The sequence below is a fragment of the uncultured Holdemanella sp. genome (assembly GCF_958348295.1).
In the GTDB taxonomy this organism is placed as follows: domain Bacteria; phylum Bacillota_I; class Bacilli_A; order Erysipelotrichales; family Erysipelotrichaceae; genus Holdemanella.
Genome location: NZ_CATVYQ010000001.1, coordinates 17,890 through 43,679 on the forward strand (window position 1 = coordinate 17,890; position 25,790 = coordinate 43,679).

General features: G+C 33.5%; 26 protein-coding genes and 1 riboswitch. Of the genes, 21 read left to right on the forward strand and 5 right to left on the reverse strand.

All coding sequences use genetic code 11. From position 1 onward, the window contains the following. Positions 1 to 38: 38 nt before the first annotated feature. Complete coding sequence (locus Q3907_RS00100; RefSeq protein ID WP_301896620.1) at positions 39 to 1,196, reverse strand: AI-2E family transporter; 1,158 nt, start codon at positions 1,194 to 1,196, stop codon at positions 39 to 41. 71 nt (positions 1,197 to 1,267) lie between these two features. Between Q3907_RS00100 and Q3907_RS00105 the strand changes: the two genes are divergently transcribed. Continuing rightward, positions 1,268 to 1,996: a TrmH family RNA methyltransferase gene (locus tag Q3907_RS00105; protein ID WP_301896621.1), complete on the forward strand. Its 729-nt coding sequence runs from the start codon at positions 1,268 to 1,270 to the stop codon at positions 1,994 to 1,996. A 343-nt stretch (positions 1,997 to 2,339) separates the two neighbouring features. Here Q3907_RS00105 and Q3907_RS00110 read toward each other — a convergent pair whose 3' ends face one another. Next, on the reverse strand, positions 2,340 to 2,492 hold the full coding sequence (locus tag Q3907_RS00110; protein ID WP_295642801.1) for a hypothetical protein: 153 nt from the start codon (positions 2,490 to 2,492) through the stop codon (positions 2,340 to 2,342). A gap of 73 nt (positions 2,493 to 2,565) precedes the next feature. Here Q3907_RS00110 and priA point away from each other — a divergent pair, with 73 nt between their 5' ends. The 9 genes from priA to Q3907_RS00155 are packed head-to-tail and all read left to right on the forward strand — an operon-like array spanning position 2,566 to position 12,723. Then, a complete protein-coding gene (gene priA / locus Q3907_RS00115) occupies positions 2,566 to 4,659 on the forward strand; it encodes a primosomal protein N' (protein WP_301896622.1) in 2,094 nt (697 codons plus the stop codon). A gap of 1 nt (position 4,660) precedes the next feature. Beyond that, the gene (gene rsmB / locus Q3907_RS00120) at positions 4,661 to 5,854 is read left to right on the forward strand and encodes a 16S rRNA (cytosine(967)-C(5))-methyltransferase RsmB (RefSeq protein WP_295642795.1); all 1,194 of its coding nucleotides are present in this window, start codon (positions 4,661 to 4,663) and stop codon (positions 5,852 to 5,854) included. A 31-nt stretch (positions 5,855 to 5,885) separates the two neighbouring features. After that, positions 5,886 to 6,929, forward strand: a complete 1,044-nt coding sequence (gene rlmN, locus Q3907_RS00125) for a 23S rRNA (adenine(2503)-C(2))-methyltransferase RlmN (RefSeq protein ID WP_301896624.1) — start codon at positions 5,886 to 5,888, stop codon at positions 6,927 to 6,929. A 4-nt stretch (positions 6,930 to 6,933) separates the two neighbouring features. Then, the gene (locus Q3907_RS00130) at positions 6,934 to 7,674 is read left to right on the forward strand and encodes a Stp1/IreP family PP2C-type Ser/Thr phosphatase (protein ID WP_295561345.1); all 741 of its coding nucleotides are present in this window, start codon (positions 6,934 to 6,936) and stop codon (positions 7,672 to 7,674) included. Between the two features lies 1 nt (position 7,675). Then, on the forward strand, positions 7,676 to 9,343 hold the full coding sequence (pknB, locus tag Q3907_RS00135) for a Stk1 family PASTA domain-containing Ser/Thr kinase (protein ID WP_295642789.1): 1,668 nt from the start codon (positions 7,676 to 7,678) through the stop codon (positions 9,341 to 9,343). Next, positions 9,336 to 10,199, forward strand: coding sequence for a ribosome small subunit-dependent GTPase A (gene rsgA, locus Q3907_RS00140; RefSeq protein ID WP_295561348.1), 864 nt, complete (start codon positions 9,336 to 9,338; stop codon positions 10,197 to 10,199). Before pknB ends, rsgA begins: the two co-directional genes overlap by 8 nt. After that, entirely contained in the window at positions 10,196 to 10,855 is a 660-nt protein-coding gene (rpe, locus tag Q3907_RS00145; protein ID WP_301896626.1) for a ribulose-phosphate 3-epimerase, read from the forward strand. The genes rsgA and rpe overlap by 4 nt, the downstream gene beginning before the upstream one ends. Before the next feature lie 2 nt (positions 10,856 to 10,857). Next, on the forward strand, positions 10,858 to 11,451 hold the full coding sequence (locus tag Q3907_RS00150) for a thiamine diphosphokinase (RefSeq protein ID WP_295757771.1): 594 nt from the start codon (positions 10,858 to 10,860) through the stop codon (positions 11,449 to 11,451). A 3-nt stretch (positions 11,452 to 11,454) separates the two neighbouring features. Further along, the gene (locus tag Q3907_RS00155; RefSeq protein WP_301896629.1) at positions 11,455 to 12,723 is read left to right on the forward strand and encodes a DUF308 domain-containing protein; all 1,269 of its coding nucleotides are present in this window, start codon (positions 11,455 to 11,457) and stop codon (positions 12,721 to 12,723) included. Positions 12,724 to 12,778: 55 nt separating this feature from the next. Here Q3907_RS00155 and Q3907_RS00160 read toward each other — a convergent pair whose 3' ends face one another. Together Q3907_RS00160 and rpmB are read right to left on the reverse strand one after the other, a co-directional pair. Next, positions 12,779 to 12,940: a hypothetical protein gene (locus Q3907_RS00160; RefSeq protein WP_301896630.1), complete on the reverse strand. Its 162-nt coding sequence runs from the start codon at positions 12,938 to 12,940 to the stop codon at positions 12,779 to 12,781. Positions 12,941 to 13,073: 133 nt separating this feature from the next. Further along, positions 13,074 to 13,265, reverse strand: coding sequence for a 50S ribosomal protein L28 (gene rpmB / locus Q3907_RS00165; RefSeq protein ID WP_003865181.1), 192 nt, complete (start codon positions 13,263 to 13,265; stop codon positions 13,074 to 13,076). 147 nt (positions 13,266 to 13,412) lie between these two features. On the opposite strand from rpmB, the gene mraY reads away from it, so the two are divergent. Genes mraY through Q3907_RS00185 form a run of 4 tightly spaced genes read left to right on the forward strand, consistent with a single transcriptional unit; the run spans position 13,413 to position 17,448 of the window. Next, the gene (gene mraY / locus Q3907_RS00170) at positions 13,413 to 14,393 is read left to right on the forward strand and encodes a phospho-N-acetylmuramoyl-pentapeptide-transferase (protein WP_295642777.1); all 981 of its coding nucleotides are present in this window, start codon (positions 13,413 to 13,415) and stop codon (positions 14,391 to 14,393) included. Between the two features lies 1 nt (position 14,394). After that, positions 14,395 to 15,717, forward strand: a complete 1,323-nt coding sequence (murD, locus tag Q3907_RS00175) for a UDP-N-acetylmuramoyl-L-alanine--D-glutamate ligase (protein ID WP_301896635.1) — start codon at positions 14,395 to 14,397, stop codon at positions 15,715 to 15,717. Next, the gene (locus Q3907_RS00180) at positions 15,714 to 16,538 is read left to right on the forward strand and encodes an undecaprenyl-diphosphate phosphatase (protein ID WP_301896636.1); all 825 of its coding nucleotides are present in this window, start codon (positions 15,714 to 15,716) and stop codon (positions 16,536 to 16,538) included. The genes murD and Q3907_RS00180 overlap by 4 nt, the downstream gene beginning before the upstream one ends. A gap of 10 nt (positions 16,539 to 16,548) precedes the next feature. Then, positions 16,549 to 17,448, forward strand: a complete 900-nt coding sequence (locus Q3907_RS00185; RefSeq protein WP_301896638.1) for a PHP domain-containing protein — start codon at positions 16,549 to 16,551, stop codon at positions 17,446 to 17,448. 4 nt (positions 17,449 to 17,452) lie between these two features. Here Q3907_RS00185 and Q3907_RS00190 read toward each other — a convergent pair whose 3' ends face one another. Beyond that, complete coding sequence (locus Q3907_RS00190; protein WP_301896639.1) at positions 17,453 to 18,010, reverse strand: HD domain-containing protein; 558 nt, start codon at positions 18,008 to 18,010, stop codon at positions 17,453 to 17,455. A 104-nt stretch (positions 18,011 to 18,114) separates the two neighbouring features. Between Q3907_RS00190 and Q3907_RS00195 the strand changes: the two genes are divergently transcribed. The 7 genes from Q3907_RS00195 (at position 18,115) to Q3907_RS00225 (ending at position 25,789) form a co-directional block, all read left to right on the forward strand. Then, a complete protein-coding gene (locus Q3907_RS00195) occupies positions 18,115 to 18,555 on the forward strand; it encodes a Spx/MgsR family RNA polymerase-binding regulatory protein (RefSeq protein WP_295642765.1) in 441 nt (146 codons plus the stop codon). Between the two features lie 226 nt (positions 18,556 to 18,781). Next, positions 18,782 to 21,412 carry a pyruvate, phosphate dikinase gene (gene ppdK / locus Q3907_RS00200; RefSeq protein WP_301896640.1) on the forward strand — a complete coding sequence of 877 codons (2,631 nt, stop codon included), beginning with the start codon at positions 18,782 to 18,784 and terminating at the stop codon, positions 21,410 to 21,412. Positions 21,413 to 21,637: 225 nt separating this feature from the next. Next, positions 21,638 to 22,387 (forward strand): YoaP domain-containing protein, encoded by a 750-nt coding sequence (locus Q3907_RS00205; protein ID WP_301896641.1) that lies wholly within the window; start codon positions 21,638 to 21,640, stop codon positions 22,385 to 22,387. A 151-nt stretch (positions 22,388 to 22,538) separates the two neighbouring features. Next, positions 22,539 to 22,635: riboswitch (TPP riboswitch) on the forward strand. Between the two features lie 186 nt (positions 22,636 to 22,821). Next, entirely contained in the window at positions 22,822 to 23,355 is a 534-nt protein-coding gene (thiW, locus tag Q3907_RS00210; RefSeq protein ID WP_295757723.1) for an energy coupling factor transporter S component ThiW, read from the forward strand. Next, positions 23,336 to 24,106, forward strand: a complete 771-nt coding sequence (gene thiM, locus Q3907_RS00215) for a hydroxyethylthiazole kinase (protein WP_301896643.1) — start codon at positions 23,336 to 23,338, stop codon at positions 24,104 to 24,106. The genes thiW and thiM overlap by 20 nt, the downstream gene beginning before the upstream one ends. Beyond that, positions 24,103 to 24,732 carry a thiamine phosphate synthase gene (gene thiE, locus Q3907_RS00220; protein WP_301896644.1) on the forward strand — a complete coding sequence of 210 codons (630 nt, stop codon included), beginning with the start codon at positions 24,103 to 24,105 and terminating at the stop codon, positions 24,730 to 24,732. Before thiM ends, thiE begins: the two co-directional genes overlap by 4 nt. 46 nt (positions 24,733 to 24,778) lie before the next feature. Then, positions 24,779 to 25,789, forward strand: coding sequence for a GGDEF domain-containing protein (locus Q3907_RS00225; protein WP_301896645.1), 1,011 nt, complete (start codon positions 24,779 to 24,781; stop codon positions 25,787 to 25,789). The last annotated feature ends 1 nt before the right edge of the window (position 25,790 follow it).

Below are 25,790 nucleotides of genomic sequence, written 5' to 3' on the forward strand. Positions count from 1 at the left end.
ACACATTTTTTTTAAAATTGCACGTAAAAAGCAGGAAACTAATCAATTGTTCCTGCTTTATCGTTGATTGTGATTTTTTTGTTTCTTAATCGAACTTGAATATAATCATGTACGCCTGCATAAATAAGTGCAAAAACTGGAACACCTAGAAACATTCCAACAACGCCAAATAATGCACCACCAACTGTAACTGAGAACAAGATCCAGAAGCCGGACATTCCAAGTTTATCTCCAAGAACAATGGGTTTTATGATGTTTCCATCGCATTGTTGAAGAATGAAGATAAAAATCGCAAAAATCAAGGCTGAGAATGGATCAATCAAACATAAGATAATGATGACGGGAATGGCTCCTAAGAATGGGCCAAATACAGGAATTACATTTGTGACACCAATAATAAGGGCAATCATACTTGTATATGGAAGCTTTAATACTAGGGCTCCAAAGTAACAGATGATACCGACAATAAATGAATCAATGATGTTTCCAACAATATATTGTTCAAATACAGTCTTTGCATCGTTTGTCCATAGCGTTAAATAGTTCGCAAGGTTTTTGTCAAATAATGAGTAATTTAATTTTTTGATTCCTTTTACTAATGTTTCACGGTCCAATAAAATATAGAATGCGGAAACTAAAGCTAAAATAATATTGATAAATCCTTTCACAAAGCTATATGAATAAGAAGCAATTTTAGGGATGGATTCCGTTAAAACACTTGTGATTTTCTTTGTGATGTCAAAATTGATCAATATTTGTTCGACTTGTTTTTCTGAAATATTTAATTTGTACGCAAAATCTTTTGTATATTTAATTAAAGTTTCAGAATAGATCGCAACATTTGTAGAGAATTGTCGCACAGAATCAATCATATTCGGTATGATAACGGAGAAAAACAAGATTAGAAATCCAACGGCTAAAATAAACACAATACCTGTTGATAAGATTCTTTTGTGTTTGTTCTGCATAGGGGCATTGGCTAATAATTTGTTTTCAACCCATTTTTGCGGATTATTCAATATAAACGCTAAACCAATTCCTAAAAGGAAAGGGAATAGAATTGTTATCATGAATTGAATGGCTCGTGTTATATCTTTAAATCGATTTAAAATTGTGAAGAAAAGGATCGCAATAATCAATGATGCAGAATAAACGATGATTCTTTGTTTCATTTCCTGGGTTAATTTAAAATGCATTAAGAAGACTCCTTCCATACCTTATATAATACCATCTAGAAAAAAAATATAAAAGCCATTATAATAGTTCTATGGAAAAAATATTTGAAGGGGCCATTTCCTGCAAAGCCCTATTAGAAGCAGGGTCTCGTGATTGTAAAAAACTCTATATTGATAAGAAAAAGAATACGAAAGATACAAGATATTTGGCTAAAATTGCCAAAAGTCTTGGGTGTGAAGTTGTTTTTTGTTCGCGTGATGAAATCAATGAATTGGCAACAGGTAAAACACATGGAGGAGTGTTACTTCTAGCTGAAGAAAAACAGATTCCTCAACTTATTGAAACACATGTCCATGGATTTCTTTGTTACATCGACGGAGTAGAAGATCCATATAATTTGGGAAGTATTTCTAGAACGCTTTATGCTTCTGGTTGTGATGCGATGATTCTTCCAAAAAGAGACTGGAGTTTTGCTGAACAAACCATTCTAAAGGCAAGTGCCGGTGCTTATGAAAAGCTACCTATTTATTTTGTGGATTCAGATGAAGAATTGGTTGACTATTGTAAAAAGAATCAACTTCCTATTTTGTGTGCCCATAGAAAAGATGCCGTAGGATTATATGATTATGCATTTGAATCAAATTTTTGTTTATGCTTAGGCGGAGCCTTAAGAGGACTTAGTTCAACCATTACTTCAGCCTCTAAACAAAATATAGTCGTAGAATATGGAAGAGATTTTAGAAATGCTTTAGATTCAGCGAGTGCAGCTGCTGTATTTAGTTTTGAGATATTAAGACAAAAGAAAGTCAAAGCGAATTAAATTGCTTTGACTCTTTTAATTTGTCGAATAAATTTTCTGTGCTAATTCTTGATCTACAAAATTAACAATCAGGATACCATAAAAGGGAGATAATAATATGCCACAAATAATACCAATTAAAGAATTAAAAAATATTTCTGAAATATCCGATTTATGTCAAAAAAATCGGATATGGAGATATGGTAATCATGAGTATTGAAAAGTATGAATCAACTTTGAAAAAACTTGAAATGTACCAAGATATTGCGATTTCTGAATAACAAATTGATATTGGAGAGACAAAAGATGCAAAACTAGGCGTTCAAGAAATGAGAAAGAAGTATGGTTTATGATTGGACTTTTACTAGTTTTTAATGGCCTTTCGAATGTCTAAGATTCCATTCACAAAGAATAACAAGGATATACAAATATCCACAACTTGATTATTGAAAGGTTTTACGATCAATCCAATGATAATGCCACAAAGAATGTTTAAAATTCCAAGAAAAATATACATACCTATCTCCTTATGTTCAAATATACCAAAATAAATATCAATGTCAAATCCAGATTAATGCTATAATAGATGCATGCTGATTAATGTATATGTAGAATACAATCGCCTACGTAATACTTTTACTTATTCTTGTGATACGGATGTTGAAGTTGGATGTCGAGTTCGTGTTGAATTCAACAATCGTACACTTGTAGGATTTGTAGAAGAAGTCGATGTAGAAAGCGATTTTAAAAATATTAAACCTGTTATTGAAGTCATAGATGAGAAGCCATTATTGAATAGTGAATTAAAATTATTGGCTGACTATATGGCTCGTTTTTATGCAAGCTCGAAAGTGACATGTTATAAAACAATGCTGCCACCCGCATTACGCCCTACTATCAAGCATTCAAAAATCATTTATGAAGACTATGCGGTATTGAATGAATCAAACTTACCTTTAACTTCCCGACAAAAAGAAGTTTTATCTAGTTTTACCTATCCATGTAAGATGAGTGAACTTAGAAAAGTCAGTCCATCTATTACGAAAATATTATTGGATAAAGGCTATATTGTGGTTGAAAAAAGAATCAAAGATTCAAATACTTGTGTAAGTGAAATTGCGGATGTGACTCATTCGTTAACTACTGAACAAGAATGTGCGATTCAAACAATTCAAAATACAAATAAAATGGTTTCTTTACTCCATGGAGTGACGGGTTCTGGTAAAACGGAAGTCTTTTTACGGCTAGCTGAAGATGTACTAGCTTCTGGAAAACAAGTATTGTTTCTTGTTCCTGAGATTGGTTTAACACCTATGATGATACAAAGAGTGCAGGCTCGATTTAAACAAAAGATTGCGATCTATCATTCAGGATTGAATGCACAGGAAAAATTAGAACAATATAATTTAGTAAAAGACCATAAGGTAGATATTGTGGTTGGAACACGTAGTGCTTGTTTCATGCCATTTACTTCATTAGGTTTGATTTTAATGGATGAAGAACATGATTCAAGCTATAAACAAGACAATACACCAAGATATCATACGCGTGATATTGTATTATTTCGTGCTGCTTATCATAAATGTAAAGTTGTATTAGCTAGTGCTACACCATCTTTAGAATCGTATGCCAGGGCTTATAAGAATGTGTATGAATTGATTGAACTTAAAAATCGCATTCATGAAATGCCGGATATTTGTTTGGTCGATATGAAAAAAGAAAGAATCACAAATGGCTTATCTGAAACTTTACTTCAAGCCATTCATGAACGTCTTTCTAGAAAAGAACAAGTCATCTTACTTTTGAATCGTAGAGGGTATCTTCCTGTTGTTCGTTGTAGCGATTGCGGACATGTTCGTATATGTCCAGATTGCGGCGTAGCATTAACGTATCACAAAAATCAAAATGCCTTAGTGTGTCATTGTTGCGGAAGGCAGTTTCCATTTATCGAAGAATGTCCAAATTGTCATTCTAAAAATTACTTTAAGGCCGGTATGGGAACAGAGAGATTGGAAGAACAAATTGTCGAAATCTTTAAAGATCATCATGTCGTTCGTATGGATGCGGATAGCACACGAAAAAAGAATGCGCATGAAAAATTATTAAAAGAATTTGAGGAGTCTGGAGATTTATTGATTGGTACGCAGATGGTTGCGAAAGGTTTAGATTTTGAAAGAGTGACTCTGGTTGGAATTCTAAATGCAGATTCTGCGCTTTGTCGAAATGATTATCGTGCAAGTGAAACGGCTTATGAAATGCTAGAACAAGCAAGTGGAAGAAGTGGTCGTGGCCTTTTAAAAGGTCAAGTCATGATTCAAACTTTTGATCCCAATCACTATGTGATGCAATGTGTTAAAATGCATGATTATAAGATGTTTTTTAATCAAGAAATGCGCTATCGCCATTTAGGTATGTATCCACCTTATGTATACTTATGTACTTTGGTTTTTACGCATTTTGATTTGCGTGAAGCTTATAAAATGGCAAGTGTTGCGAAAGAACATTTTTCTTCAATTCGTGTTTTAGGTCCAATTGAAATTCGCATGCAACAAAAGAAGCATCGCGTGCGATTGATTTTGAAATCTAAAGATGATGAATTGCTTCATAAACTTGTACAAAATTATTTAGATGAAACAAAATATGTTGTGGATGTGAATATGCATCCAATTATGATGGAGGAATAGAATGAGAAAATGGATATGGAAGGCCTTAGATGAAGTTGTGAATAAAAAAGTTTATTCCAATTTATATTTAAGAAATCATTTGCACGAAGTAGATGAAAAGGATCGTGCTCTGGCAACAAGAATCTTTTATGGAACTATTCAAAATTATCGTTATTGTAAAGAATGCTGGTCAAAGTATGTAAAGAATAAAGTGAATCCTAAAATGGATGTGTTGTTGACAATGAGTACATATCAATTGTTGTTTTTAGATAAAGTGCCAAGCTATGCGATTGTTAATGATGCGGTTAATATTGCTAAAAAGATCAATGCAAAATATGCAGGGTTAACAAATGCTGTTTTGCATAAAGTAAAACCTATTGAAACGGATAATGTAGCATTAAAGTATTCTTTACCAGATTGGCTTTATAAAATGTGGGTCAGTCAATATGGAGACAAACAAGCTTTAATGATGGCAAGTGCAAGTGTGAATATTTTGCCGATGTATGTTCGAAGAAACTCATTAAAAACAAGTAAAGATGACTTTAAGTTGGATGCGTTCGTACATGTTCAAGACCCGTTGTATATTTATGCGGGTAATGATTATTTCCACCATCCATACTATCAAAAAGGCTATATGAGTGCTCAAGATGAGGGGAGTTTTGAAATCGCCAAGTTTGTTGATCCTCAAGAAAATGAAACGATTCTAGACTGTTGTGCTGCTCCAGGAACAAAGAGTATGACCATGGCTGAAATGATGCATAATAAAGGGCATATTGATGCTTATGATTTGCATGCACATCGTAAAGATTTGATTGAAAGCGATGCTAAAAGATTAGGAATTGATATTATTCATGCAGGTGTTCAAGATGCGACTGCATTTAAAAGTTCAATTATGTACGATCGTATCTTATGTGATGTTCCATGTTCTGGTTATGGCGTATTGTCTAGAAAACCAGACATTAAGTTACATATGGTTCCAGAAGATATGGATACATTGATTCCGTTGCAATATTCTATTCTTGATAATGTATGTCAATATGTGAAGGTTGGTGGAGCAATCGTATATTCAACTTGTACAATGAATAAAAAAGAGAATGAGAAACAGATTGAGAAGTTTTTGCGTAGCCATGAAGAATTTAGTTTGGTTGATGAAAAAACAATATTTAGTGATACTACACAAGATGGCTTCTATATGGCAAAACTAGTGCGTAAATGATATAATAAAGGACAGAAATTGAGGTGCTATTTTGGAAAGTTTATACAATTTAAATTACGATCAAATGTGCGAATATGCATTGGATCATGGATGGAAATCCTATCGTGGACATCAAATTTTTCAATGGTTATATCGTAACCGTGTGTTTGATATTGATGAAATGACGAATGTATCAAAGGAAACAAGAGAAATCTTAAAGAAAGATTTTATTGTGAATCCTTTAGAATTAATAAAAAAACAAGTTTCACATGATGGAACTACAAAATTCTTATTTAAAACCAGCGATGGAGCGCTATTAGAGAGTGTCATGATGGTCTTTGATTATGGAAGAAGTGTGTGTGTTTCAAGCCAGGTTGGATGTAACATGGGATGTGCTTTTTGTGCCAGTGGTTTAACTAAGAAAAAAAGAGATTTAACAAGTGGTGAAATGGTTGCGCAAATTATGTATGTTCAAAAAGAACTGGATAAAGATGATTTGCGATTATCACATATTGTTGTCATGGGCACAGGAGAGCCATTTGATAACTATGATAATGTTATGAACTTCTTAGCAACTGTTAATCATGATCGTGGCTTAGGTATTGGTTCTAGACATATCACAATTTCAACTTGTGGAATTGTTCCAAGAATCTATGATTTTGCCAATGAACACACCCAATATAATTTGGCAATCAGTTTGCATGCGCCAAATGATGAATTGCGTAATCAATTGATGCCAGTAAACCATGCATATCCATTAAAAGAGTTAATGGAGGCAATTCAATATTATGGTAAGGAAAACAATCGTCGTTTGACGTTTGAATACATTTTATTAAAAGGCGTAAATGATCGTCCTGAACATGCTAAACAGCTTTCTAAGCTTTTACATGGCATGAATGCATATGTCAATTTAATTCCATACAATGCGGTGGATGAAAAAAGATTTAAATCAGTAACACATGATGAAGCAATGGTCTTCTATGATTTATTGATGAAGAATCATGTGCGTTGCACAATTCGAAAAGAACATGGAAACGATATTGATGCAGCTTGTGGTCAGTTAAGAATTAAGGAAATTAAAAAGGAAGGAATCTAGTCAGATGAATGTTTTTGCGAATACGAATGTAGGTCTTGTAAGAAAATTAAATGAAGATGATTATTGTATTGCTCATAATGCTAATGATGAATGGATGGCTATTGTTTGTGATGGCATTGGTGGGGCAAAGGCTGGAGAAGTGGCAAGTCATACAGCCGTTATGACGATGTATGAAGCTTTTATGAAGTCTCCAGTATTTAAAAAAGATCGACAGGTAGATAATTGGATTCGTGAAAATTTAAATCAGGCGAATGATTTCATTTATTCAAAAAGTTTAAAAAATCCAAATGAAAGAGGTATGGGGACTACGGCTGTTGGTGTTATAGTGACTCATATTGGAACTTTTATTTTTAATGTTGGTGATTCAAGAATTTATGCGGATTATAATGGCGAATTGATTCAAATGAGTGAAGATCATAGTGTGATTGCCCAATTGTTGAAGGAAGGAAAAATCACTTTAGATGAAGCAAAAATACATCCGCAAAAGAATACTTTGACCAATGCCTTAGGAGTATGGCATGTATTTCGAATTGACATCAACAAGATTGAAAATACATATAAATATCTATTGATTTCTAGTGATGGATTACATGGATATGTGGAAAAGAAAGTGATTTCGGATATTGTTCATGACGATGCACTTTCTTTACAGGAAAAAGTAGAAACACTGATTGCCAGAGCCAATCAATCGGGTGGATATGATAATTGTACAATTATCTTAATGGAGAATAACGGAGAACAATAATATGATGATGGAACAGATAGCGAATCGCTATGAAATCTTGTCTTTAATTGGTCAAGGTGGAATGGCGGATGTCTATAAGGCAAAGGATACGATTTTAAATCGTATTGTCGCAATCAAAGTTCTACGTGATAAATTAAGTCAAGATGCAATGGCACTTGTTCGCTTTCAACGAGAGGCAAGTGCAGCTAGTCGTTTATCACACCCGAATGTAGTTGATATTTACGATGTTGGTGAATATGAAGGCATGCATTATATCGTAATGGAATTTATTCGTGGTCGAACCTTGAAAGAATTGATTGCACAAAGAGGTGCATTGGATGTAGATGAGGCCATAGGCATCATGAAGCAATTGGTGAGTGCCATAAATCATGCGCACGAAAACAATATTATTCATCGTGACATTAAACCGCAAAATGTGTTGGTTAAAGATGATGGAACGATAAAAATTACAGATTTTGGGATTGCGGTGGCAAATGGTTCTGTGCAATTGACCTTCAATAATACGGTTATGGGTTCTGCACATTACTTAGCTCCAGAAACAACACAAGGAAAGGAACCCAATGAACAAGTTGATATTTATTCATTAGGTATTGTATTTTATGAATTATTGACTGGTAAAGTTCCCTTTACAGGAAAAACACCAACGGAAATCGCAATTAAACATTTAAGAAAACCAATGCCATTTGTGCGTGATTTCAATCCAAATATTCCGCAGTCTGTAGAAAATATTATTTTAAAGGCAACTGCTAAAAATTTATCCCAACGTTATGTATCTTGTAAAGAGATGCTTTATGATTTGATTCATTGTTTAGATCCTGAATATAGAGATATGAAACGTATCAAAGTGGATCAAAATCCATCTAAAGAATTGGTAAAATATGATAATGGTCATCTCGATTTTGAAGAGGACAAACTAGAAAGAAATGATAAGAAAAAAAGAAACTGGATTCCTGTGTTGATGACTACTGCAGCTATTGTGATTGGTATTGTTGTTTTAGTGCTTATCGCAAGTATTACAGGAATTATTAAAATCAGCGGCTTTTTGGGTTATCAGACAATGCCAAATGTGATTGGACAAACACAAGAAGAGGCAATTGATACTTTACAGGATGCACATTTTAATACTTCAAAAGTTAGCTATGTGTATAAGGCAAATGATAAGTATGAAGAAGGTACAATAATTAAATCTTCGTATAAAGACGGTGATGTCATTTTAAATGATTCTAAAATTGTATTAACTGTTTCAAAAGGATCTACCTATCTAGTACCTGATTTTACGGATGGAACATTTGTTGATGCAGAATATGAGTTGAAAAAGAATTGTCCAAATGTGAAGATTGTTGTGGAGTATAAGGGTAAAAAGGATTTAGATCCAGGTATTGTTTTAAAACAAAAAGGATTAACTCCGGGAACAAGAATTGATCCTGATGGTAAAGAAACAATAACATTAGTAGTAAGTAGCTATCCTTCCATTGTGATTCCTAGTGATTTGCTTGGTAAAGATGTATTGGATGCCAAAGATGAATTGAATAATTTAGGTATTGCGGTTGTATTGAGTAAGATTACAGATGGTAGTGGTAGCAATAAAGTTGTAAATGTGTCTCCAGATGTTGGCACAGAATATGTACAGGAAGGAACAGACAGTGTAGTTACATTGTATTATGATTGATATGCAGCAAGGAAGAATTATAAAAATTATTTCGAATCAATATACGATTCAAAATGAAAAAGAAGAGATTATTGCGAAGCCAAGAGGAAAAATGCGACAACAACAGGCTCCTGTTGTGGGCGATTTTGTAGAATATGAAAAAATTGAGGATTCATATCGAATCCATAAGATCCTTCCACGTACAAACCGCTTATTAAGACCGGCCATTGCCAATGTAGACCAGGCTTTGATTGTTACAAGTTTAAAAGACCCAGACTATTCTTGTCATTTATTGAATCGCTTGATTTTTTTAGTAGGTCTTGCAGGTGTTAAGCCAGTGATTTGTGTTACTAAGTTGGATCTGTTAGAAAGTCCAGATGAAATCTTAGCGGATTTAGATAAGTATAAAAAAGCTGGATATGATGTGGTCTTTTCAAATCCAGGTAGTGATGATAAAGAGTTGCAGGAAATCCTAAATGGTAAGGTGTCTGTTTTGTGTGGTCAGTCAGGAGCTGGTAAGAGTAGTTTATTGAATCGTCTAAATCCAGATTTTGAATTGCAGACACAAGCTATTTCTAAAGCTTTAGGGCGTGGAAAACATACAACACGCTATTGCCAATTACACCATGTGTGTGATGGTTTAGTAGCGGATACACCTGGATTTTCAAGCTTAGATTTTACACGCTTAGATACGAGTCATTTAGATGAATGTATTCTTGATTTTAAGCCCTATATTCATACTTGTCGTTTTAAAGACTGCAAGCATTTGAATGAGCCAGATTGTAGTATAAAAGAAGCAGTTTTAAAGGGTGAAATCAATGAGACAATTTATGAAGATTATAAAAATATTATGGAACAAAGAGGTAAGAATTTATGAATGAAATTGTAATTGCACCATCTATTTTATCTTTGGATTATTCCAATGTGAGTGCACAATTAGAAGAATTAATGGCATCTAAGGCAAAGTGGCTACACTTTGATGTGATGGATGGTCATTTTGTGCCAAATTTAACATTTGGACCTGATATTTTAAAAGGTTTTAAAAAGGCATGTCCACTATTTATGGATGTACATTTAATGGTAACGGATCCAGAAAAATATGCACCAATCTTTATTAAGAATGGAGCAGATCTTGTAAGTTTTCATACCGAAGCATTGGATAATGATGTGAATCGAATTCAAAATCTATTGGATGAAATTCATCGTTTAGGTGCCAAGGGTGGCATTGTTGTAAAACCAAATACAGCTATTGAGCCATTTGAAAGTATATTAAAATCTTGTGATCTTGTTTTAGTAATGAGTGTTGAGCCTGGTTTTGGTGGTCAAAAATTTATGGAAGATATGCTTGAAAAGGTTGTTTGGTTAAAACAAAAACGAGAAGATTTAAATCTTTCATATCGTATTGAAATTGATGGTGGTATCAATCAAGATACTTATAAATTGGCTTTAGAAGCTGGATGTGATACATTGGTTGCGGGTAGTTATGTATTTAAAAATGATATTGCCAAGACAATTGAAGGTATGCTTGGATAATTATGACTTGTGCTGTTTTAATTACACCACTTGTTGATGTTGTACCAAAGATTAAAGATTGTGATTATATTGGTGTAGATGCGGGTGCACTAAAAATTATAGATCAAAAGCTTCCTATCAAAATGGCAGTTGGAGACTTTGATTCATTGAATGAAGAAGATTTAAAACGTATTACTTGTCCGATTGAAAGGCATCCCATTATGAAAGATGAAACGGATTCAGAACTTGCGATTCGTTTATGTAAAGATTATGATACGATCTATCTATATGGAGGAATGCATGGAAGAATCGATCATACGATTGCGAATATTCGATTAGCTATGTATCGATTTAATAATCTTGTGTTGATTGATGATCATCAAAAAATATCTGTCATGAATGTAGGTGTTCATGAAATTGATAATTCATATCGCCATATTTCTTTTTATCCAATAAAAGAAGGTGTGTTATCCTTATCTGGATTTTTATATCCACTTGATTCACGACGTATCCATATGGAAGAAATATATACAACAAGTAATTCTTTAGTTGAAGATAAAGGGATTATTCGTGTAGATGAAGGTAGCTTTTTGTGTGTTCAAACCAATTGGAGGTAGTCTATGTTTTATGATGTAGCTATGAATTTTGTGATTGGTACAATATTAATGATTGCTGGAGCCGTTATGGTATGGATTCCAAATCGTGTTTTTACAATGATTTTAAGAGCTTCAATTCTGTTTTTATTTGTGAATGGAGCTACTCTATTTATACGGTTTATAAAGAACAAAAAGAATAAGGACTTCTTCTTTTCCATATTATCTATTGCGTTTATGTTTTTCTTGATGAACTTTCGGTATATTCCACAATGGATCTTGAGAGTGAATTTTGGAGGATATTGTATACTTTGTGGTACGGCCTGCTTCATTCAGCTTGTGATTGATAAAATTAATCATTTAAAGGGGAAGTTTTTTAACTTTGTTTTTACAATTATCTATATACTATTTGGATTTTATTTACTTTTAAATCCAGACTTTCATACAAATCTATTGATGCAAGCTTTTGGCATTTACTTTATGATTTTAGGCTCTCGTTATTTGAGTGATGGATGTGAAGGTATTAATCCTTTAACGAAATATAAATGGAAACGTAAAGTTCGTATTACACTTCCAGCTTTTCTTTGTGCAATGGTTCCAGATGCAGCTTTAGCTAGTATTAACCATTATTTAGAAGAGGGTAAACCTGAAGATTTGAACACGCATAAAAATGATGGAGTTGTGCGCTTAAAAGTGATTGTTCACGTCGGTCCAAAAGGCTTTCAAAAAGTAGGACATATTTGTTTTGCGTATGACGATATAGTATATAGCTACGGAAATTATGATAGTGATTCATTTCGTTTAAATCAAACGATTGGGGATGGTATCTTTTTTACGGTACCTTTAGAGAAATATATTCCAAATATGATTTCTGCCGAAAACAATTCGATTTTTGAATATGGTATTTATACTACACCTAAACAGAATGAGGGGATTGAAAGGGAAATTAATATTATTCGTCAAAATGGATATCGTTGGTATACGAAGATTGAAAAAGAAGATGGATATGATCGTTTCAAAGAATTTGAGATGGATTATCCGAGTCGTCTTCATTATCGTACGGGGGCTAAGCTTTATAAAGTAAAGAGTGGAAAATTCCACATTTATTGGGCTTTAGGTGATAATTGTGCGTCATTTACTGACTTAGTTTTAGGAACACTTGGCGCGGATGTATTAAGTATGCGAGGAATCATTAGTCCTGGAACATATTTAGACTGGCTTCAAAAAGAATATTTAAAGAAGAATAGTCCAATTGTGTATAGATGCATATATACCAAGGATACGATTGAATTATGAAAAAGAGCAGCAAGTTGCTCTTTTAAGATAAGATCCAAGTGATAATGTCTGCGATTCATGCAATGAAAGAGGATCCTTTTTTGATTTCATTATTATATTTGTGGGCTTGTGTCATTTCTTCTTTGGTGAAACCTTTTTTTGTAAGGTTTTCTATTTCTTTTTTACTAATTCCCATATTTAGTAATTCATTAATGTCTTTTTTGTTTAATTTATTCATGTGTATCATTGAAATATCCTGTATATAGATTATATCAAATTTGAAGTAAAAGATGGATAAAAGAAAAAAAGAAGAGAAAACTCTTCTTTTTTATCTTATGCATAATTTTTTTAAGGATCCTAATTATCTAAAATTAAATAGCGTTTTGTTTCTTCAATGTTTTTAATGTTCTAGCTGAAACACGGATAGTTTGAGGCTTTCCGTCAACTACAACACGAACTTTTTGAAGATTAACGTTCCATTTACGGCGAGAAGCACGCATTGAGTGAGAACGTTTATTTCCAGATAAAGGACCTTTTCCAGATACTGCACATACTCTTGACATCTTAATGTCCTCCTTTTTCTTTCATTTACGCAATCGCTTAACTATAATACCATGAACAAGGCTTTGTTTCAACCCCCGAATTAAAATTTGTTCAACATTAAATAGAATGTTATAATAATAGTGTTTTGAAAAAAAGGAGACGTAGGAATGTTGAATTCAAATTATATATGGATCTTTGGCATGTGTCTTTTAACATTAATCATTATGTTGTTGATTATGCCAGGATTGATTGATTATTTACATAAAATTAAGTTTGGACAAACAGAAAGAGAAGAGGGATTGGCCAGTCATAAAAAAAAGAATGGTACTCCTACCATGGGTGGTTTAGCCTTCATTATTGTCCCAACACTTGTATATGTAGTATGTTCTTTCTTTACACCGTTTAAACTGGATTTAAACACAATAGTTATTTTATTAGCTTTTGTTGGTTATGGTGTAGTTGGTTTTATTGATGATTATATTATTGTTGTACAAAAGAATAATGAGGGTTTAAAACCAGCACATAAATTTTTACTACAATCTATTCTAGCTGTTGTATTTTTCTTCTTATATCGTACAAATTCAACAACAGATATTTGGATTCCAATCTTTGATGTCACAATCGATTTATCTTGGTTCTATTTTATCTTAGTATTCTTAATGTTTACAGCTGAAACTAATGCCGTAAACTTAACAGATGGCTTAGACGGACTTTGTGCAGGTCAAATGGTTATTGCACTTGTTCCATTCGCAATATTTGCGTTTATTCAAGGATTAAACAATGTCGCATGCTTGATTTGCCTTGTGATTTTTGCCTTACTTGGATATTTGAAGTTTAATAAGCATCCCGCAAAAATTTTTATGGGAGATACTGGCTCTTTGGCATTAGGTGGATTTATTGCAGCGGTTGCGATGGTTTTAAAACAAGAAGTTTTATTGATTATTATTGGTTTTGTTTTTGTTGCAGAAGTTTGCAGCGTTATTATACAGGTTACGTATTATAAAAAAACACATAAGAGAATTTTTAAAATGGCTCCTTTACATCATCACTTTGAAATGTGTGGATGGTCTGAAGAAAAGGTTGTAAATCGCTTTAGACTTGTAGGTGTTATTTTAGCTGTTCTTGGACTTGTTTTGGGGGTAATGTAGAATGGAAACTGTATTAGTCATTGGAGCTGCCAGAAGTGGTATAGCTGTTAGTAAACTCTTATTGAAGAATGGTTATCATGTTATTTTGACGGATTCAAATGAAGTGAAAGAAAAGGCTGAGTTAGAAGCTTTGGGAATTGAAGTGTTTGATCAAGGTCATCCAGATACTTTAAAAGAAAAAAATTATGCATTCATTGTGAAGAATCCAGGTATTCCTTATCGTATTCCTTTTGTTCATTATTTTGTAGAACAAAACGCAAAAATCTACACGGAAATTGAGATTGCGTATCGTTATGCGAAAAACTTTGATTATGCAGCTGTTACAGGAACGGACGGAAAGACTACTGTTACAACATTGTTGTATGAGATGTTGAATCGTCAAAAGAAAAGCCTTGTAGCTGGAAATATTGGAACTCCATTATGTGAATTGGCTCTTGATTATACAGATGCAGATTATAATGTTGCTTTAGAACTAAGTAATTTCCAACTGTTGGGTATTGAAACATTTAGACCACATGTATCAACAGTCACAAACCTTGCGCCTGATCACTTAGATTATATGGATAGTTTAGATGCCTATTACGAAAGTAAGATGCGTATTTATGAAAATACAAATGTAGATGATTACTTTATTCGTAATGTGGATGATGAAAATGTTGTGAAATATGCACAGAATATTCCCTGTCATGTGATTGATTTTTCATTAAAAAGAAAAGATGTAGATTTATATAAGAATGATAAATATGCATATTATAATGACACACAGTTGTTTGCATTGAAAGATTTAAAAATTGTTGGTGAGTTTAACTGTGGAAATGCCATGATGGCAAGTTGCATGGCTTATTTAATGGGTGTCTCATTATTTAATATTCAAGAAGTAATTCGTGAATTTAGAGGGGTAGAGCATCGTATTGAATATGTAGATACAATTGATAATGTGCGTTTCTATAATGATTCAAAGGCTACAAATACACATGCGGCTTGTGCTGGTTTATCTGCATTTGAAAAAAATGTAATCTTGTTGTGTGGTGGTAAAGACAAACATATTTCTTTCGATGATTTAAAACAATATGATTCGATAGTTAAAAAATGTATTTCTTTTGGTCAGACAAAGGATAAGTTTAAAGATATTTTTTCTAGCCAGATTAGTGTTGAGACAATGAAGGATGCTTTTGAAAAGGCGGTTTTATTGGCAAAACCTGGTGATATTGTGTTATTATGTCCAGCATGTTCTAGTTTTGATCAGTTTAAAAATTATGAAATTAGGGGTGAAATTTTTAAACAAATGGTTCATGACTATGCAATGAAAAGGAATGAAGAATGACATTCTTATATAATATTATTCAAACAATAATATTGGGAATCGTACAGGGGATAACAGAATGGTTGCCGATTTCTTCGACAGGACATTTAATTTTATTTTCAAGCATTTGGCCATTAGAACCAGCTGCTTATTTTGAAGTTTTTAAAGTTGTGATTCAATTTGGAAGTATTTTGGCTGTACTTGTATTATATGCTTCGACATTGAATCCTTTCGATAAAAGAAAGTCTGCTAGAAAGAGAAGACAGACTTTACAATTATGGTCAAAAGTAATTGTGGGCGTGATTCCTGCTGCAATTATTGGTTTTTTATTGGATGATATCATTGAAGGGTATTTATCAGCTAAATTTGTGATTGCGGTCGCATTGATTGCGTATGGAATTATATTTATTATGGTTGAGAAACATCCTAAAACAGTAACTATTGATAAAATTGATGAAGTAGGGTATTTATCCGCTTTAAAAATTGGTTTCTTTCAATGTTTAGCTTTGATTCCAGGAACATCAAGATCAGGCACTACAATATTGGGAGGTTTATATTGTGGTTGTTCTAGAACGGTCGCAAGTGAATTCTCATTTTTCTTGGCGATTCCGGTGATGTTTGGGGCAAGTTTATTAAAAGTAGTTAAATATGTCATTCATTTTGGATTTTTTAGCTTTGGGCAATTATTCTTATTGATATTAGGTACGTTTGTCGCATTTATCGTAAGTTTATTTGCGATTCGTGCTCTTATGGGCTATGTGAAGAGTCATAGCTTTACAATTTTTGGATGGTATAGAATTATTTTGGGTGTTTTTGTGATTATATTTTTCTATTTGATTTAAGAGGTTAGTAATGAACAATTTTGATTTACATATGCATTCTTGTTATTCCGGTGATGGTCAGTTTACGCCAGAGGAATTGATAAAAATTGCGAAAGAGAGAGGTTTAAAAACGATTGCATTAAGTGATCATGACTGTATCAGTGGTGTTAAAGACATGATTCAGCTAGGCCTTGATGCAGGTATAGAAGTGATTCCTGCAATTGAATGTTCTACAAGTATTGGATATAGCGATGTTCATCTACTTGGATATGGCATCGATATTGATAATGAATATTTTAAAAATTTATTAGATAAAACACAAGTTAAGTCTAGAAATGCTTTTTCAACGCGTTGTGATAAGCTACGCCAAAAGTATGGTGTTGAAATAGATGAGGAAGCTGTATTGAAAGAAGCAAACGGAAAAAATCCATGGTTTGTGATGTGTACGCATATGTTTAATGATCCTCGCTATCAAGATATTCCGGATTTTAAAGACTATATTCCCGGAGGAAAAAGATCAGATCCTGCACCTGTGAATTTCTTTTGGGATAAATGTCAATATGGATCGGATTTATTTGTGTATGTACCAATGCCTGATTTTGTAGAATCGGTCAAAAAAATTCATGATGCAGGTGGTCTTGCGATAGTAGCGCATCCGTATAATACATTTTATAAGAATGATGAAATGTTGAAAGTATTATTCGATTCTGGTGTGGATGGGATTGAAGCCTACAGTAATTATCATACGTCTGAGCAAAATGTGTATTATGAAAACCTTGCGAAAGAACATAATTTGTTGATTACTTGTGGAAGTGATTTCCATGGGGAGAAAAAGCCAAGTATTCAAATGGGTGAATATGGTTTAGATAAAGATGGTTCTTCTTGGTTAGAACAATTTAAAGAAAAACTAAAGGCAGCTAGAATGATCTAGCTGCCTACATTGTCAATAAGAATGTAAAAAGAATACAATAACTCAAAAGGTTATTTGAGCGACTTGCTCTAAATAAAGATTGGTGTCCCATTTCAGTGATGGCACAAAATTTATCAACTGCCTGTATAATCCATCCAACACTTGTATTTGGTCGAGTTGTTTTAAGTGGCCACATGTGATGTAGAATGGCATCATCAATAGTTGGATTTGTCGTCGTGATATTTTTTGCGTTTTTTAAAGCAATGATTGGATGAATCTTAGCATGATTACCTTCTATAGGTCGATCATCATCTGTTTTCCAATCATAGTAATATAAATCGTGTAGTAAACCGGCACGAGCTGCGCTATAGGCATCAAGTCTAAATTTTCTACAAATTAAAAATGAGTAATATGAAACATTCAAAGAATGTTGAAATCGCGATGTAGCTAAGTGTTGACTGCATTTTTTTAAATCTTGTACTGCTTGCGTATCAATCAAGTCTGAAATTGTATCAAAATATTTTTGCGCAATATCAGTATCTTGAAGCTGCAAATTAATTCTTGATAGAATAGCTTTTTCCATTTTTCAACCTCACTGAAGTTGAATATAGCACATATAAATACAAGATACAAGTATTTCTTTTAAACCTAGTAATATGATATAATTAGTTGAAGGAGGCTATTGATATGGTAATTTTATATACTTCTCCAGGTTGTGCAAGTTGTCGTAAGGCAAAACAGTGGTTAAAAGACAACCAAATTGAATTTGTTGAAAAAAATATATTTACTTCATTATTGAAGGAAAGTGAAATTAAATATTTATTGTCGCGATGTGAAAATGGAACGGAAGATATTATTTCTGTGCGTTCTAAAGCTTTTCAAGCATTAGATAAGGATATTGAAGATTATTCGATGAAGGAACTTGTGACTTTGATACAAGAAAATCCTTCCATTTTAAAACGACCAATTCTACTATCGGAAAAAAGTCTTGTGGTAGGATATGATGATGATGAGATTACGACAATGATGCCAGCACAATTACGAACAGTCATAGACAATGCATGTTCAGAAAGTTGCCCAAATTACTCTGTTTGTGGTAAGTGCAGAGAACAGGCAAGTGTGAACTAGATTATTCTAGTTCTTTTTTTTATCAAAAATGTTGAATGATGTATTATGATGACTGATTATTATTGTTTTCAAGTGTAAATTAACATAAAAATCATAAAATGTTTCATGAAATGTTGAATTTAGATTGTTTATAATATTATTTTTTTAAAATTAACTAGGATTGTAGATAATATTGTGCTATAATAATTTACACATGTAAACGGTTACAAAAAGGAGGTAAAGTATTATGGATACAAAATATGTCTATGAATTTAATGAAGGCGACGAAACGATGCGTGAGCTATTAGGTGGAAAAGGTGCCAACTTAGCCGGAATGTCTAAGCTTGGAATGCCTGTACCTTATGGATTCACTATCACTACAGAAGCTTGTAACCAATATTATGAAGATAATGAAACTATTAATGATGGTATTAAAGCTCAAATTATGGAGTATTTAGATTTATTAGAAAAGAAATCTGGAAAAAAATTGGGGGATGAAGCGAATCCTTTATTAGTATCTGTTCGTTCTGGGGCACGTGCAAGTATGCCTGGTATGATGGATACTATTTTAAATTTAGGTATGAATAGAACAGTTGCTGAAACAGTCGCAACACTAACTAATAATGAGCGTTTCGCATATGATTCATATCGTCGTTTTATTCAAATGTATTCAGATGTAGTTATGGGGTTGAGTAAAAAGCGTTTTGAAGAAATCATCGATGAAGTAAAGGCTGAAAGAGGTATTACAGATGATTTAGATTTGAATGCGGATGATATGAAAAAATTGGTAGAACTATTTAAAACATTCTACAAAAATGAATTGAAATCAGAATTCCCTGAAGATCCAAAAGAACAATTGATGGGAGCTATTGAAGCTGTATTCCGTTCTTGGAATAATCCTCGTGCTATCTACTATCGTAAGATGAATGATATTCCTTCAAGCTGGGGAACTGCAGTTAACGTACAGATGATGGTATTTGGTAATATGGGTAATGATTGTGGTACGGGCGTTGCCTTTACTCGTAATCCAAGTACTGGTGAAAATAAATTATATGGTGAATTCTTAATGAATGCACAAGGAGAAGATGTTGTTGCGGGTATTCGTACACCTCAAAAAATCGATCAATTAAAAGAAGTAGCTCCTAGTGCTTATGATGATTTTGTTGCGATTACTAAAAGATTGGAAACTCACTATCGTAATATGCAAGACATGGAATTTACAATTGAAAAAGGTAAATTGTTCATGTTGCAGACACGTAATGGTAAACGTACAGCACAGGCTGCTTTAAAGATTGCGTGTGATATGGTGGATGAAGGTATGATTTCTACAGATGAAGCCTTAATGATGGTTGAACCTAAACAATTGGATTCATTACTTCACCCAATGTTTGATGCGGATGAATTAAAGAAAGCCGAGCCAATTGCTTCAGCACTTCCAGCAAGTCCAGGTGCTGCTTGTGGTCAAATCGTATTTAGTGCTGAAGAAGCAATCCAAGAAGCAAGTCGTAACCACAAAGTCATCTTAGTTCGTCTAGAAACAAGTCCAGAAGATATTGAAGGTATGCACGTATCTCAAGGTATCTTAACTGTACGTGGTGGTATGACAAGTCATGCTGCTGTAGTAGCTCGTGGTATGGGTGCTTGCTGCGTAAGTGGTTGTGGTGATATTAAAATGCATGATGATGAAGGATATTTCGAAATTGACGGTGTGAAATATCATCGTGGAGATTGGATCAGTTTAGATGGGTCAACAGGAAATATCTATGGTAGTGCTATTAAAACAGTTCCTGCAAGTATTTCAGGAGACTTTGAACGTTTTATGAACTGGGCGGATGAAAGACGTACATTAAAAGTTCGTACTAATGCAGATACTCCTCATGATGCAAAACAAGCTCATGAATTTGGTGCGCAAGGTATTGGCTTAGTTCGTACAGAACACATGTTCTTTGAAGGTGATCGTATTAAAGCGGTTCGTGAAATGATTGTTTCTAAAACGGCTGCACAAAGACGTGTTGCCTTAGAAAAAATCTTGCCTATGCAAAGAAGTGACTTTGAAGGAATCTATGAAGCTATGGAAGGTCTTCCTGTGACTATTCGTTACTTGGATCCACCTTTACATGAATTCTTACCTACAAATTCTTATGACATTACTCAATTAGCGAAAGATATGCATATTGGTTTAGATGAATTGAAATCTGTCATTTCTAGCTTACACGAATTCAACCCTATGATGGGTCATCGTGGATGTCGTTTGGCTATTTCTTATCCAGAAATTGCTGAAATGCAGACAACTGCAGTTATTCAAGCTGCATTGGCTGTCAATGAAAGACACCCAGATTGGAAGATTGAACCTGAAATCATGATTCCATTAGTTGGTGATGTTGCAGAACTTCGTTATGTTAAAAAAGTTGTATGTGATGTAGCTGACAAGTTGATTCAAGAATCAGAATTCGACATGAAATATCATGTTGGTACAATGATTGAAATTCCTCGTGCTGCATTATTAGCAGATGAAATCGCAAAAGAAGCTGAATTCTTCTCATTTGGTACAAATGACTTGACACAGATGACATTTGGATTCTCAAGAGATGATGCAGGTGGATTCTTACAAGATTACTATGACAAGAAAATCTTTGAATCCGATCCATTTGCGCACTTAGACCAAAGAGGTGTTGGAAAACTTGTTAAGATGGCTACAGAGCTTGGAAGAAGTACTCGTCCAAATATTAAATTAGGTATTTGTGGAGAACATGGTGGTGATCCAGCAAGTATTGAATTCTGTCATAGAGTTGGATTGAACTACGTATCTTGTTCACCATATCGTGTACCAATCGCTAGACTTGCTGCTGCACAGGCTGTCATTAAATTCGATAAATAAAACACTTAGGAGTTGATTGATTTCAACTCCTTTATATGTTACGTGTTGTTTAGCGTGATTATATATAAAATAATCGTATAATTTTCGATGTATTTTTATCGATTTTTGACACTAAATTACACGAATACCTGATAATGAATCATTAAGATGAAACTGATATAAACAGTAATTTTGAGTTGATTGATTTCAACTTCTTTTAGTATACTGATTTTGAGGTGTTGAATCATGGATTATGTATATGTCACAAAAGAAAATATAGAACAAGAACACATTTGTTGTGCCATAAGTAATAATTCAGATGTTCAAGTAAGATCAAAGAAAGATTGGTTGTCTTGTCGTTTTGAAGAAGGTCTTGTCTTTATTAAATCAAGTGTAAGAGGGAAATGTTTTATTGAATATATTCCGGCAAACAATGCGTGGATTCCACTCACTGCAGATCATTATATGTATATTGATTGTCTATGGGTTTCTGGATCTTTAAAGGGACATGGATATTCCAATGAATTATTAAATATGTGTATTGAGGGCAGCAAGAAGAAGGGAATGGATGGAATTTGTATCTTATCTAGTAAAAAGAAAATGCCGTATCTTGCAGATCCTAAGTTTTTAACATATAAAGGTTTTAAAGTGTGTGATGAAGCGAGCAATGGAATACAATTGTGGTATTTAGCTTTTAATGATTCGGATGCACCTAAATTTAAATCTTGTGCGAAAGAATGTCATATCGAAGAGTCTGGTTTTGTCTTGTATTATACAAGCCAATGTCCTTTTAATGCGAAGTATGCTCCGATTATCGAGAATGTTTCAAAAAAACAAAATATAGAATTTAAAGCGATTCATCTAGATACAAAAGAAAAGGCGCAAAATGCGCCAACACCTATCACCACATATGCGCTATTTTACAATGGTGATTATGTAACGAATGATGTTATGAATGAGAAGAAGTTTTTAAAAGTTGTTGAAAAGCTAAAATAAGCATTAATTATCTTGAGATAGGATGGTTTTGAATAATAAATACAACATATAGAATAAGAAGATAGATAAGAAATAATTTTTGTATTGTTTCATGATTGATTACATATTGGCTTGCACTTTGTATTGTTTTGTACTAAAATTCTAAATGTAGTAAATAAATCTGGGGAGCTATTGCTGAGAGGAAGTTCGACTTCGACCCATTAAACCTGACGGATAATGCCGGCGTAGGAAGTATAGATGTGTTTTTGACCTGTCTTTTTACGTTGCAGGTCTTTTTATTTTACTACCTTACTGTAGGGGAGCGCCTAGAGTATAGAAAACAAGCGAGGGAGCCTGAATTGACAGGATGAGAGAGGACTGTTTGTCTAATACCGAAACCACAGATGGTTTTTTGCGTGTTTTCTAGGCCATCTGTATCTGTAGGAGGTAGTATTATGAATAAACACAATTACTTATTAAGCCTAGTCTTTTTTTCAATGATGGTAGCTGTTGGAGTGGTCATTTCACCCATTTTACGTGTGGAAGGAATGTGTCCTATGGCACACCTTATTAATATCACAATGGCTGTATTTATGGGGCCTTGGTATTCATTTCTTTGTGCTTTAGCTATTGGTTTAATTCGTATGGCTGTAATGGGAATTCCACCATTGGCTTTAACGGGAGCTATTTTTGGAGCTACATTATCTGGTATTTTATATCGTGTTAGTAAAGGAAAAATCTGGGCTGCCGTACTTGGTGAAATCATTGGTACTGGTTTAATTGGTTCTGTTCTTTCATATCCAGTAATGACTTATTTATGGGGTAGAACTGGACTTACTTGGATGTTCTATGTACCTAGCTTTTTAATGGGTACAATTATCGGTGGAAGTATTGCGTATGTTCTATTGAAGTCAATGTCTCGTAGTGGTATCCTAGAAAATATTCAAAGAAAGTTAGGAGTGCAAAAATTTGTTGAAACAAACAAATAATTTGATTCACTGTATCACAAATCCGATATCAATTAATGATTGTGCAAATCTTATATTAGCTTTGGGGGCTAAGCCAATTATGGCTTGTCACCCCGATGAAGTTGATGATATCACTTGCCATTCTGCGGCTTTGGCATTAAATTTAGGTAACTTTGATGATGTAAGAGCTAAGTCTATGATGATTAGTGCTAAGTGTGCCAAAGAAAATAAAATTCCATTCATTTTAGATTTAGTTGGAGTGGCTTGTTCAACACTTCGATTGAATTATGCCAAAGAACTTGTTTCTTTATATTGCCCAACCGTCATTAAAGGCAATATCAGTGAGTGTAAGGCTTTTTATGGAATGACAAGTCATGCGCATGGTGTAGATGCAGATATTCAAGATGAAGAGAATATTTATGAAAGTTGTAAGTGGCTAAAAGATATGGCTTTAAATCTTGGTTGTGTAGTTGTGTGTAGCGGTAAAATTGATGTCATTACAGATGGTAAAGAAGTGAATTTAATCTCAAATGGTTGTGACATGCTTTCAAGAATTACAGGAACAGGATGCATGTTAAATGTTGCGATTGCTACATTTTTGGCTAGTTTTCCACCGCTTAATGCTTGTGTAAAGGCAACTTGTTATTATGAGGTAGCGGCAGAAAAGACAGAGTGTAATGGTCCAGGAACTTTCCATATGCATTTTATGGATGAAATCTATAAGCTTACTAGTTTTGATGAATCTTTGTTTAAAATTGAGGTGTTAGGATGAAAAAAGTAGATTATACATTATATTTTATTACTAATTCAGATGGGTATGATGAAGAAACATTCTTAAATAAAGTAAAAGGAGCATGTCTTGGTGGCGCAACAATCATTCAGCTTCGTGAAAAAAATAAGTCGACTTTAGAGTATTATGAACTCGCTTTAAAAGTAAAAGAGATTACTGATTTTTATCATATTCCATTAATTATTGATGATCGTATCGATGTCGCAATGGCTGTAGGATGTGGTGTTCATTTAGGAAATGAAGATATGCCTATTTCCATTGCTCGTAAAATTATGGGTGAAAATTGTATTATTGGGGCTACCGCAAAAACAGTAGAGGTTGCCAAAAAAGCAGAAGCCGATGGTGCTGATTACTTAGGTTGTGGTGCCATCTATCCGACAAAGACGCATGTGAAGACAAAGATTACAAGTGTTGAAACACTAAATGATATTTGTACAGCTGTCAATATTCCAGTTTGTGCGATTGGAGGATTAAATAAAGATAATCTTTCTGTTTTAGAAAAAAGTCCTATTCAAGGGGTTTGTGTTGTATCGGCCATTATGGATCAAAAGGATACAAAAAAGGCGGCTGAAGAATTAATACAATCAATTCAAAAAATTGTGGCATAACAAATGCCACTTTTATTTTTGTAAAATATAACCTACAATAATAAGTATGAGGAAAAGAAAAATATTAATACTTTCAATCACCATTGTTGCCGTAGCTCTTATACTTGAAACGTGTATTCTTAAATATGTGAACGATAAAAATGCACAAACAACATCCAATGTATTATTGGATCGTGTGATTGCGGTTATTGATAAGAATGATTCGAGTGAAGGTGAATTTGTCAAATCTTTAAAAGATGATTATATTGTTCGTGCTAAGGCCATATCTTATATTGTAGATGCTAAGCCGGAAGTGGAATATGATATTGATGAACTTCAAAAGATCGCATCTTTGATGTCTGTTGATGAAATTCATTTGATTGATGATACGGGAACGATATATTCAGGTTCGATATCTAAATATTTTGGATATAGCTTTGATTCAGGTGAACAAATGGCTTTCTTTAAACAAATGTTAAACAATTATGATTTAACATTATGCCAGGATGTCACACCAAATACGGCTGAAGCTAAAAAGATGATGTATGCGATCACTTGGAATGAGTCGAAGACGCATATGGTTCAAGTGGGTATTACGCCAAAGCGTCTTTTAAAGGAGTTGAAACAAAACCAAATTTCAAATGTCGTAGCCGATATGCCTGTATATAAGGGTATGGAAATTTTTGTCGTAAATACGAAAACGAAAAAAATTGAGGGTGCTACGAATCGTACAAAGATTGGAAATACATTAACGAATGTAAATGCATCATCTAAGATGCAAAGAATCGTATTGGATCATAAAAAATGTAAATGTATATCTCGAAAACATGGCAATTATTTGGTTGCCGTAACTATGGAAGAATCGGTAAATTCTTCAAGTAATATTGTTGCGATATTGATTGTCGGTATTTATTTGACTTTAGCTTCATGCTTACTTGTTTTAATGCTTTCTAGAGTATTAAAAGAGAAGTATGAAAAAGAAAAGTACATGTATACTTCAAAAACGGATGAACTGACGAAATGCTTCAATCGCCGTGCGTATGATTCGGATATGGAAAAGTTAGATTTAAATACGTAAT